Genomic DNA, 11253 nt, shown 5'->3' with positions numbered 1-11253 from the left:
TCAGCCCTTGGCCGCAGCCTGGTTGGTGGTCTCCACGATGTCCTTCGCGCTGCCCTTGCCGGCGAGCAGGTCGACGACGCTGGTGTTCAGCGCGTTGCCGACGTTCTGGCCGTACAGGGTGTCCAGGTACTGCGACACGAACGGGGCTTCCTGGTAGGCGGCGAGGGCCGACTTGAGGTAGTCCGCGTCGACGACCGACTGGGCTTCCTGGTTGACCGGGATGGCCTGGAACGCCGTGTAGTAGGCCTCCTGGTTGTCCTTCTGCACGATGAAGTTGAGGAAGTCCGTGCAGGCCTTCTTCGGGGCCTTCGCCGAGCAGGAGTTGCCGTCGACGCCACCCATCATCGACTTCGGGTCGCCCTTGCCACCGTCGATGGTCGGGAACGGGAACCAGCCGAGGTCGGCCAGCGGCTTGCCGTCCGGGGTGAGCGAGCTGATCACGCCCGGGTCCCATGCGCCCATGAGCTCCATGGCGGCCTTGTGGTTGGCCAGCAGACCGGCGGAGCTGCCGGCGCCCTGCTGGGCGGCGGTCGTCAGGAAGCCGTCGTTGAACGGCTTGGTCGCGGTGAAGTCCTCGAGCTGCTCGCCGGCCTTCGTCCAGCAGGCGTTGTCGAACTTCAACGACTTCGCCGCGCCCTCGAGCGTCTTCTGGCTGCACTCGCGCAGCGCGAAGTTGTAGTACCAGTGCGCGGCGGGCCAGGCGTCCTTCGCGCCGACGGCGACCGGGTCGATGTCCTTGGCCTTGAGCTTCGTGATCGCGTCGTTCAGCTCGTCCATGGTCGTGGGCGTGCCCTCGATGCCGGCTGCCTTGAACAGGTCCTTCGAGTACCAGATGCCCTCGGGGAGCACGGCGCCCGGCATGGCGTAGGTGGCGCCGTCCTTCTCGTAGCCCGCGAAGGTCCCGGCGCTGATCGACTTCTTCGCGTCGGCGCTGATGGAGTCGGAGATGTCCATGAGCTGCCCGGCGGCGATCATCGCGTCCATCTTGCCGCCACCGCGCTGCAGGAAGACGTCCGGCCCGTCGCCCGAGTTGAGCGCGGTCTGCAGCTTGCCGTCCAGGTCCTCGTTCTGGATCGCCTGCGTCGTGATGGTGACGTTCGGGTACTTGTCCTCGAACGCCTTGACCGTCGAGGCCCAGTAGGCCTTGCCCGGTCCGGTGGTGGAGTTGTGCCAGAAGGTCATCGTGACCTTGCCGGTGCCGTCGTCGGCCGCGTTGCCGCCTGCCGAGCAGCCGGTGGCCACCAGTGCTGTCGCCCCGATCAGCGCGATGGCTGCCGCGGCACGGATCTTCCTCGTCATCGTGGAACTCCTCGTGTCGTCGTTGACATGCAGCGACATCCACTGCCGCTGCGGAGAGCGTGCCAGGTGCTCCTGCCGCTTGTCAATCGATATCGATAACGTTTTCTAGGCCGTTTCGGCGCCCACTTCAGCGGTACGGTGAGCACATGGACTCGGCTCTCGGCGCGCGTCCCGGTGCCGGCCGGGTGACGATCGGCGACGTCGCACGGGTCGCGGGGGTCTCGATCCCCACCGTGTCGAAGGTCATCAACCACCGTGACGGGGTCGCCGCGGCCACCATGGTCCGCGTGCAGCAGGTCGTCGCGGACCTCGGCTACGAGACGTCCCTGGTCGCCCGGAGTCTCCGGAGCTCCCGCACCGGGGTCGTCGGGATCCTGGTGCCCGAGTTCGAGCCGTTCTCCACCGAGCTCCTGCGCGGCATCTCGAGCGCGACGACCGGCACCGGCTACGAGCTGCTCGCCTACGCCGGCCTGATGACGGGCGCCGACCGCCCCGGGTGGGAACGCCGGTCCTTGTCCCGCCTGTCCGGCACCCTCATCGACGGAGCCATCGTCGTCACCCCGACCACGGCGCTGTCGAGTTCGTCGATCCCCGTCGTCGCGATCGACCCGCACACCGGCCCCGAGGGCCACGCGACCGTCGACGCCGACAACGAGGGCGGGGCGGTGCAGGCCGTCGAGCACCTGCTCGCGCTCGGGCACACCCGGATCGCGCACCTGCGGGGTCGCGCCGACCTGGCCTCCGCCCAGCTGCGCGAGGCCGGGTACCGCTCCGCCCTGACCGCCGCCGGGCTGACGATCGACGACCGGCTCGTCCGCGACGGCGACTACCAGGAAGAACAGTCAGCCGCCGTCGCACGCGACCTGCTCGCGATGGACGACCGCCCGACCGCGGTGTTCGCCGCGAACGACTCGTCGGCGTTCGGCGTGCTGCGGGCCGCGGCGGAGCTCGACCTGCGGATCCCCGAGGACCTGTCCGTGGTCGGGTTCGACGACGTCCCCCAGGCCTCGATCACGACCCCGCCGCTCACGACCGTGTCACAGCCGCTGGCCGAGCTCGGGTCCCGCGCGGTCGACATGCTGCTCACGATGCTCCGTGGCGAGGCCGCGTCGGACCACGTCCGCCTGTCGACCACGCTGCGGGTGCGCTCCAGCACCGGTCCGGCACCGCGGGGCTGACCCCGGGTCAGCGGCGCAGGGTCTGCTTCGGGTACTCGCCGAAGCGTGCCGCGTACGACGCCGAGAACCGGCCGAGGTGCGCGAACCCCCAGCGTCGGGCCACGTCGCCGATGACCCCGGCCTGCGGGTCGAGCTCGACGAGCTCGCTGCGCACGCGGTCGAGGCGGACATCCCGCAGGTACGTCAGCGGCGACACGTCGAACACCCGGCGGAACGACTCCTGCACGGACCGCACGCTCAGACCGGCCACCGCGGCGAGGTCGGCGATGGTCACCGTCTCGGACGCGTGCGCGTGCACGTACTCGACGGCGGCGCGCAGTCGGGCGTTCCGCGGCAGGGCCAGCTCCGTCGGCAGGTCGTCGAGCTGCGGCGGGAAGGTCTCGAGGAACGCGGCGATCGCGAGCGCCTTCGCCTCGGACCAGGTGTCCGAGTCCGGCCCGGCCACCCGGAGCGCGCGGGACAGCGACACGAGGGCACCCTGCCACCGACCGAACGCGGCACTGTCCGGTTCGCGCGTGTGGTCGAACCGCAACGGTCGGTCTCCCAGCCCGAGCCGGTCGCCGGCGAACCGGTGCACGAGCTCCCGGTCGAGGTGTACCAGTCGCTGGTCGTGGTCCTCGGCGGCGAAGACGAACGCGGTGTCGCAGGGCAGCAGCGTCGGCACGTTCCGACGCAGGTCGACCCGCTGCCCGCCGACGTCGAGGTGGGCGCTGCCGCTGGTCATCCAGGCGACGATGTAGTCGGTGCTGATCGGCATCGCACCGCGCAGGACCCCGCGCATCCGGGACCGGCGGATGCTGACCTCGGTGTCGCCGACCGCGGTGTAGCGGTAGAGGAACTCGTCGCCGGTCCGTTGGGCCGACCACTGCTCGGCGCCGTGCACCGTGGCCAGGTCGCGCGCCGCGGACTCCGGCTCCGTTCCGGACACCTCGAAGCGGACCGACTCGCTCGCACGCCCGCTGGCGAGCGGCACCTCGGACAGGTCAGCCACGGCGCACCGCCGCCGGAGTCGCCACCCGGACCTGGCAGCGGGACTCGTTATGTGGATACGCTGATCCGGTGAGTGCGGCGTATCGTGGCGCGGACCCGATCCGTGCGAAGGGGGCGCTCCAGTGAGCGATCTCGACCTCGTCGCGGCGCTGACCCGCCTCGAAGCCGCGGTGTCCGCTCTGCGCGCGCGACTGCGCGACCAGCTCGGCGTCTCGGGCAGCGACCTGACCGTGCTGCAGTTCGTGTCCCGTGCCGAAGAGGCCGACCGGACCGTCCGCGTCAAGGACCTCGCGAAGCACCTCGGCCTGACCGGGCCGGCGGTGACCGGCATGGTGGACCGACTCGAGCAGAGCGGGCACCTCAGTCGCGTGCCGAACCCGGCCGACGGACGGAGTCGCCACATCGAGCTGACCGAGACCGCCAGGCGCGACTACTCGGTCGCCATGGACGGCACGAACAAGCACCTGCACGAGCTGTTGGCCTCCTTCTCGGAACGGGACAGGGTCCGGTTCGTCCGGATCGTCGACCGCATCATCGCGGCCGTCGATCTCGGCGCCCCGAGCCCCTGACGGCAGGGTACGGGCGGTCAGCACCCGGTCCGGGCGATTGTCCACCATGCGCAGTTAGGTAACGATGCTACCTATCTCGGGCGCGGACGGCCCCGAGGAGCGACACCGAGTTCGGCCCCACCACGGCACTGGCCAGGTCGATGCGGGCCAGCCCGCCCGGCACCAGGGCATCCGCGATCGACAGGCGGAGCGCGGTCTGCGTGTACCGCCCGGTCGTCGCGCGGCCGGCCGGGGGCGCAGCCGCGTCGAGGTCCTGCTGCACGTTGACCCGGAGGGAGAGCACCCCGGGCAGGCGTGCGAGGACCGTCCCGAGTGCCCGGACGACCGGACCACCGATCGTCGTCGTGAGCGTCGTACCGAGCGTCCCCACGAGCGCGAACAACCGGGTCGTGAGCGTCCCCACCACCGCCTGGGTCAACGGGTTCACGAGCGAGGTGGCGAGGCCGGTGACCACGCCGAGCAGTCCGCCCAGGTCGAGTCCGAGCAGCGCGACCCCGACCGAGAGCTTCGTCTGCCCCGACATCAGCGCCGCGATGCCGGTGTCGACGCCGATCGACAGCGTGGCGATCTTCACACGGATGCCGAGCGCGAGCGGTGCGCTGAGGTCGGCCGCGAGGGCGATCCGGACGTACAGGGACCCGAGTGCGGTCGTCAGCGCCGTCGTGATCTCCGCGGCCCAGGCATCCACCACCTGCCCGAGCCGGTCCGCCAGCGCGCCGAGGGTGACCGTGTCGAGCACCACCTCGTGGTTGGGCGGCAGGTCGTTGAGACCGTGCGCGTCGTCACCGAGCAGGTGCGCGAGGTCCACCCGCACGGACCCCTTCGACAGGTCGAGCGACAGCGTCCCGCCGGCGTCCTGCACGGGTTCGGCGAGCAGCGGCGCGACCGCGTCCGCCAGGTCCGGCCCGGTGATCTCGACCGTGCCGCCGATGGTGCCGAGCCCGAGGCTGCCGGTCAGCCCGCCGAGGACGCCGAGCACGCTCTGCTCGATCGTCCGGGCGAGCACCCCGTCCTTCCCACCGAGCGCGTCGACGGCGGCGTCGAGCTGCACCACGGTGTCGTCCACCGCCGTGACCAGCGCGCCGACGAGCGGGCTGTCCACACGGAGGTCCAGGCTCGCGATCCCGTAGTCCCGCTCGAGTCCGGCGGGACCGCTGTCGGCGGCGGCCCGCTGGACCGCGGCCCGCAGGTTCGTCGCGAGCGTGCGCTGGACGACCCCGCCCCACACCTCGTCGCTGATGGCGTCGCACCCGGCGAGCTGTGCGCTCGCACCGACCGCGCCGACGTCGAGCCCGACGTCGGTGACGTCCGCGATGCCCGGCAGCGCGCGGCTGAGCGTGATGGACGCCGGATCGGGGAGGTCGCCGGACGGGGTCGACGGCGTGACGAGCACGCCGCCGGAGTCCGCGACCAGGCCCGACGCCGCCACGGCCTCACCCGTGCCCGACGCCGTCGCGACCTGGTTCACCGCGCCGGCCGAACCTGCTGGCAGCCCGAGGCCGAGGCCGGTGAGGTCGATGCCCGCCACGTCCCCGAGCAGGCCGACGTCGAGCGGGTTGCCGAACGCCTGCGTGAAGGGGCGGCCGCCCGTGCCGAGCTCGGGCGCGGTGGCGGGCTCGACGGACGCCGGCGCCGCCCCGGTCTTCGCGACGTCGACCCCGCGCACCGTCGCGACGTCGTCGAGGTCGACGCCGGCGATGCTCCCGCTCAGGAACCGGCTCGAGGCCGTCGACGTGTAGTCCGCGTCGGTTCCGCAGTCGAACGACGAGGTCCCGACGGCCCCGTTCGCCCACGCACGGTCCGTCCACGACGCGGTGCTCGGGACGGCTGTGGGCGTGACGAGTGCCGCCGCGGCGACGATGCCCGTGACGACCGCGAGCCGGCCGCGACGCAGGTGCAGGGGGTGCCGGGTCACGACCGGCTCCGGGGACGTCGGAGTCGGAGTGCGACGCCGGCGAGGACGGCCGCAACCGCGACGAGCACCGGTCCCGCGAACCCGCCGCCCGTCATCGCGAGGACGACCGGACCGACACCACCGGCTTCGTCGCCGTCGCCGTCGCCGCGAGCGGGGCGCCCCGACACGGCCGGGTCGTCGCCGCCGGCGGTCACGCCGACTCCCAGCTCCGCGGTCCGGGGCACCGTGGTGGCGGCGTCGCCGAGCGTCAGCCGGACGAGCAGGTACGCCTCGCCGACGCCGTCCGGGTCGGGCACACGGACGGACGGTGCGGTCGCCGCCCAGTCGGAGGCGGGGACGGCGTCGACGAGCGCTGCCTCCTGTCCGCCGCACGCGGGGTCACCGGACGGGTCGCGCCACGGCTGGTCGCACGTCTCCACCGACACGAGGACCCCGTCGGCACCGCCCGGCAGGCCGCCCCGTCCCAGGAGCTGCAGGTCGAGGGTGACCGGACCGGGTTCGTCGACGCGGGTCCGCACCTGCCACGTGACGTCCCCGCGGTCCCCCGCCCCGGGCAGCACGAGGGGCTCCGGACCGGTGTGCAGCACCAACCGGCCCGGCGTGCCGGTCTCGGCCACGGGCCTCCAGTCCGTCGACGCGACCGCCACCGCGGTCGTGCCGATGCCCGCCGCACCGACGAGCACGGCGGCGACGGCCGCGACGAGGGCGACGGCGCGGTTCACGAGTCCTCCCGACGGGCCGGCCAGAACGCCCACGCGACGAGCACGCCGACGACCGCGACCGCCAGCCCGCGTGCCGGGGCGCTCGTGACCACGACGAGCGCCGATCCCAGGCCGGGAGCGTGCGCCAGCACGAGGCCGACGTGCCGGACGACGTACGGGTCACGGTCGTCGGACGCGTTGTCGTCGCCGCGCAGGGTCAACGAGCGTGCGGCCGCGTCGCTCGGGACCCGGTCCACCGCCACGACCCGGTGCGTGACCGGCAGGCTCGACCCCGCGCGCGGCACCGTGACGACGTCCCCGTCGGTGACCTCGGCCGCGGGCACGCGGTGCGTGATGGCGAGCCCGCCGGCGGGGATCGTCGGGGCCATCGACCCGGTGGTGACGACGACGAACGACAGCCCGGTGACCGCCACGGCCGCCCAGGCGAGCACGCACGTGAGCCCGACCGCGCCGGCGACCGTCAGGACGACGGTGCGCACGCGGTCGGCGGGACGACGGGGCGGCGCCGTGCCCTCGTCGGAGGACGTCGGCGCGGTGGATCCGCGCACGGCCGCGCTCAGTCGGACTCGGCGGCGAACTGCCACGCGGGCGCGACCGTCCGCCCCTGGAGCGCGTCGACCGTGGTGCCCGCGGGCAGCGTCGGTGACTCCGGCAGCGAGACCTCGAAGCAGTACACCTGCGTCGACCCGCCGGCTGCGGCGAGGGGCCGCGCGACCGTCGCGGCAGCCGTGCCGAGCGGCCCGGACGCGACGCTCGTCCAGGGCACGTCGAACGCGGTGGCGTCGCACACGGCGGTGGTGTCCGTGATCGCGGCGACCCGGACCTGCAGGGCGTTCCACAGGACGTCGTCGGGGTCGGTGACCGCGACGCCCGCCGCCGGGACCGCTGCCCGGAGCACGAGGTCCCCGGCGATCGAGTCGGCGGTGGTGCGCAGGGCGACGGGTGCGTAGGTCGCCGTGCCCGGTGAGAGCGCCAGCGCATCGACCGTGAACCGGAGGGCCTGCCCCGGGTTCGTCTCGTCCGAGGTGAACCCCGCCGCGGTGAACGGTGCCGTCACGTTCTGCTCGACCTGGAACCCGGACGTGCCGACGCCGGGTCCGCCCGACCCGTCGCCGCCGAACACCCACTCGGTGTCCGTCCACGACGCGAGCGTGTACCCGGCTCCGCCGATGACGAGGACGCCACCGGCCGCGAGCGCGAGGACCCGGTTGCGGCGCCGGGAACGGCGAGCGGTGTCGTCCGCGGCGCGTCGGCCGTGGTTCCGGGCGCTGGGGAGCGCGGTGCTGTCAGCCATGACGTGTCTCCTGATCCGTGACGCCGATCGGTGGCGGCCACGGTCGGGGTGGTTGGTCCCGGCCGTCGCCGTCGACGTCTGCTCCGATCCTGACGGACTATCCCTCAGGAATCAATGGCCACGTCACCCCTTGACGGCGCCGGAGGTGAGCCCCGACACGATCGAGCGGCGGAACACCAGCACGAGGATCACGATCGGCACCGTGGCGGCGACGCTCGCCGCGAAGATCTGCGCGAAGGGCACCGTGAACTGCGTGCCGAACAACGCGATGCCGACCGGGATCGTCCGGAACGAGTTCTCGCTGTTGAACGTCAGCGCCATCAGGAACTCGCTCCACGACGCCGTGAACGTGAAGACACCGACCGTGAACAGCCCCGGCTTCGCCATCGGCAGGATCACGCTGAGCACGGTCCGCCAGGCTCCCGCTCCGTCGATCTCGGACGCCTCCTCGATCGTCGAGGGGATCCCGACCAGGTAGTTCCGCATGATCCAGATGGCGAACGGCAGGTTGAACGCGACGTACGGCACGATCAGCCCCGGGTACGAGTTGAGCAGTCCGAGGTTGCGCTCGAGCAGGTACAGCGGCGTCAGCACGGCGATCGCCGGGAACACCGAGAGCATGAGCAGCGACGTCATGATCGCCGTGCGCCCCCGGATGAACCGGCCGGCCAGCGCGTAGCCCGCCAGGAACGCCAGCGCGAGCACGATCACCGTGGTCGACACCGAGACGATGACGCTGTTGACCATGTACTGCCCGAGCGCGTTGTCGCGGAAGGCCACGACGAAGTTGTCGAACGTGATCGACCGTGGGAACGCGGTGGGCGGCGACTGCCCGATCTCCGACGCCGGCTTGAGGGACGTCGACACGAGCCAGTACAGCGGCAGCGCCGTGAGCACCGCGATGACGACACCACTGACGTTGACGGTGTTGACCCACTTCCGCCAGCCCTTGCGCACACGTTGACGGGGCATCAGGAATCCCCTCCCTTCGCCTGGTTCCGGAACGCCCGGAGGAACAGCAGACACCCGGCCGCGACGATGATCGCGGTGGACGTCGCGATCGCCGCGCCCGGTCCGATGTTGATGTCCTGGAACAGGACCTTGTAGCCCATGATCGCGAGCGACTGGGTGGCGGTGCCCGGCCCGCCGTTCGTCAGCACGAACGGCAGGTCGAACACCCCGAAGGCCTGCAGGATGCGGAACAGCACCGCGATCGTCAGCGTCGGCGTGAGCTGCGGCAGCACCACCCGCCAGAACGTCTGCCAGGTGCTGGCACCGTCGAGCTCGGCGGCCTCGTAGTGGTCCTCCGAGATCTGCACGAGCCCGGCGAGCAGGATGATCGCCACGAAGGGCGTCGTCTTCCAGATGTCCGCGACCATCAGGCCCGTGATCGCCGGGACGGGTTCGCCGAGGATCACCGGGGCGTCCCCGAACAGGCCGAAGAACCACGTCGCGACGCCGTAGGTGCTGTCGTAGACGTACTTCCACAGCTGCGCGTTCACGATGGTGACGAGCGACCACGGGATGAGCATCAGCGCGAGCATCCAGCCGCGGGTGGCCCCGAGCCGCTCGAGCACCAGGGCGACGAGCATGCCGAGCACGAGCTCCACCGAGACGGTCACGACCGTGTAGAGCACCGTGAAACCGAGGGCCCGGTACCAGTCGGCGCTCTGCAGCAGGGCCGCGTAGTTGCCCAGCCCGAACGACTGGATCGTGAACCCCTCGTAGCCGACCTCGACGTCCGCGAAGCTCAGGACGATCGAGTAGACCACCGGGAAGATCGTCACCGCCGCGACGACCAGGAGCGCCGGGGCAGCGAATCCCCACGCACCGCGCGCGCGGATGCGGTCGAGCCGCGACCGTCCGCTCAGCCGGGGCGGTGGGTCGAGGCGAGCCGTGCCTCCCGGCCGCTCGTCTGACCGCGTGGCCGTGCCGGCGCTCACAGCGCCTCACCCTTCAGGGCGAGCGCGATGGCGGAGGCCATCGTGCTCGTGCCGCCGTCCACGGACGCCTGGCCGCCGAGGATGCTGTTGCCGTTCTGGTACACGCCCTGCGAGACCTTCGGGTAGTACGCCGTCGACGTCGGACGGGGCACGAGCGTGATGCCGGCCGCGGTGTCGTAGGTGGGACGCTCCTGGCGCTTCGCGTCCTCGCTGACGAGCGATGCGCTCCGGGCCGGCAGGACGCCGCCCTCACGGGTCAGGAACTGCTGCGCCGTCTCGCTCGACATCCAGCGCGCGAAGGTCAGCGCCGCCGCGGGCTCCTGCGTGTGCGGGTTGATGTAGTTCCCCCACCCGCCGATCGTCGAGTGGTGCTCGTCCTGCCCGTCGAAGGTGGGGCGGGCGGCGAGCCCGACCTTGCCCGCGACCTGGCTGTCCGGTCCGTTCGCGATCCCCCATGCGTACGACCAGTTGCGCAGGAACGCCGCGCGGCCGCCCGAGAAGGCGTCGTTCGTGTCCTGCTCCTGGTACGTCAGCGTGGCCCGGGGTGACGCACCCGACGTCACGAGGGAGCGCATGAACTCGAACGCGCGCTTGGTCTCGGAGCTCGTGGTCTCGGGCTTGGTCAGGTCGTCGTTGAGCAGCGAGCCCCCGGCGTCCGCGACGAACTCGGTGACGTTGCAGGTGAGGCCCTCGTAGACGTCGCCCTGGAACGCGAACCCGTAGCTGACGTCGCCGGTGTCGACGAGCTTCGCGGCGGTCTCGCGGACCTCCTCCCACGACCCCGGGACCTGCAGGGAGTGCTTGGCGAGCAGGTCCTTGCGGTACAGGAAGAACGACTCGTCGATGTAGAGCGGGAACATGTAGTACGTCCCGTCGACGCTCGCCGCCTGCCGCAGGCCCTCGGGGAACTGGTCGAAGAAGTCCGCCCCCACGAGCTCGTTCACCGGGGTCGCGAGCTTGTTCTTCGCGAACTGCCCGGGCCACGCGACGTCGCCGAGGTAGACGTCCGGTGTGCTGCTGCCCGCCGCGATCTGGGTCGTCAGGCTGGTGCGGTTGGTGTCGGTGTCGCTCGGGGCACTGACGATCCGGACGCGGATGTTCGGGTGCTCCTTCTGGAACTCGGCGATGAGCCGCCGGCGAAGGTCACCGCCGTCCTTCGAGGCGACCTGGCCGGCCCACCAGCTGATCGTCGCCTCGCCCTCGGGCGGGTCGGTCGGCCAGTCCTGGACCAGCGTGCGCTCGGGGCGCGTGGAGCAACCCGCGAGGAGCAGCACCCCCGCTCCCCCGAGCAGGAACATCCTGCGGTCGATGGCCATCCGTCCTCCTCGACGTGTGGTGCTGCG

General features: G+C 71.9%; 11 protein-coding genes. 2 read left to right on the top strand and 9 right to left on the bottom strand.

Annotated elements, in window-relative coordinates; translation table 11 throughout:
- A complete protein-coding gene (locus KZI27_RS05510) occupies nt 1-1299 on the bottom strand; it encodes an ABC transporter substrate-binding protein (RefSeq protein WP_222659761.1) in 1299 nt (432 codons plus the stop codon).
- Between the two features lie 146 nt (nt 1300-1445).
- Between KZI27_RS05510 and KZI27_RS05505 the strand changes: the two genes are divergently transcribed.
- A complete protein-coding gene (locus tag KZI27_RS05505; RefSeq protein ID WP_222659759.1) occupies nt 1446-2477 on the top strand; it encodes a LacI family DNA-binding transcriptional regulator in 1032 nt (343 codons plus the stop codon).
- A gap of 7 nt (nt 2478-2484) precedes the next feature.
- Here the strand turns inward: KZI27_RS05505 and KZI27_RS05500 are convergent, their stop codons facing one another.
- On the bottom strand, nt 2485-3468 hold the full coding sequence (locus KZI27_RS05500; RefSeq protein WP_222659757.1) for an AraC family transcriptional regulator: 984 nt from the start codon (nt 3466-3468) through the stop codon (nt 2485-2487).
- A gap of 121 nt (nt 3469-3589) precedes the next feature.
- Here KZI27_RS05500 and KZI27_RS05495 point away from each other — a divergent pair, with 121 nt between their 5' ends.
- Nucleotides 3590-4036: a MarR family winged helix-turn-helix transcriptional regulator gene (locus tag KZI27_RS05495; protein ID WP_222659755.1), complete on the top strand. Its 447-nt coding sequence runs from the start codon at nt 3590-3592 to the stop codon at nt 4034-4036.
- 67 nt (nt 4037-4103) lie between these two features.
- Here KZI27_RS05495 and KZI27_RS05490 read toward each other — a convergent pair whose 3' ends face one another.
- The 7 genes from KZI27_RS05490 to KZI27_RS05460 form a co-directional block, all read right to left on the bottom strand.
- Nucleotides 4104-5951: a choice-of-anchor G family protein gene (locus tag KZI27_RS05490; protein WP_222659754.1), complete on the bottom strand. Its 1848-nt coding sequence runs from the start codon at nt 5949-5951 to the stop codon at nt 4104-4106.
- Complete coding sequence (locus KZI27_RS05485; protein WP_222659752.1) at nt 5948-6673, bottom strand: hypothetical protein; 726 nt, start codon at nt 6671-6673, stop codon at nt 5948-5950. Before KZI27_RS05485 ends, KZI27_RS05490 begins: the two co-directional genes overlap by 4 nt.
- Nucleotides 6670-7221, bottom strand: coding sequence for a signal peptidase I (locus KZI27_RS05480; RefSeq protein ID WP_222659750.1), 552 nt, complete (start codon nt 7219-7221; stop codon nt 6670-6672). Before KZI27_RS05480 ends, KZI27_RS05485 begins: the two co-directional genes overlap by 4 nt.
- A gap of 8 nt (nt 7222-7229) precedes the next feature.
- Nucleotides 7230-7967: an acyl-CoA dehydrogenase gene (locus tag KZI27_RS05475; protein WP_261784109.1), complete on the bottom strand. Its 738-nt coding sequence runs from the start codon at nt 7965-7967 to the stop codon at nt 7230-7232.
- 123 nt (nt 7968-8090) lie between these two features.
- Complete coding sequence (locus KZI27_RS05470; protein ID WP_260233080.1) at nt 8091-8939, bottom strand: carbohydrate ABC transporter permease; 849 nt, start codon at nt 8937-8939, stop codon at nt 8091-8093.
- Nucleotides 8939-9910: a carbohydrate ABC transporter permease gene (locus tag KZI27_RS05465; protein ID WP_222659748.1), complete on the bottom strand. Its 972-nt coding sequence runs from the start codon at nt 9908-9910 to the stop codon at nt 8939-8941. The genes KZI27_RS05470 and KZI27_RS05465 overlap by 1 nt, the downstream gene beginning before the upstream one ends.
- Nucleotides 9907-11226 carry an ABC transporter substrate-binding protein gene (locus tag KZI27_RS05460; RefSeq protein ID WP_222659746.1) on the bottom strand — a complete coding sequence of 440 codons (1320 nt, stop codon included), beginning with the start codon at nt 11224-11226 and terminating at the stop codon, nt 9907-9909. The genes KZI27_RS05465 and KZI27_RS05460 overlap by 4 nt, the downstream gene beginning before the upstream one ends.
- Between the last annotated feature and the right edge of the window lie 27 nt (nt 11227-11253).

It is taken from the genome of Curtobacterium sp. TC1, assembly GCF_019844075.1.
Classification (GTDB): domain Bacteria; phylum Actinomycetota; class Actinomycetes; order Actinomycetales; family Microbacteriaceae; genus Curtobacterium.
The sequence above is the reverse complement of the archived record's forward strand: the minus strand, read 5'-3'. Positions and strand labels throughout refer to the sequence as shown.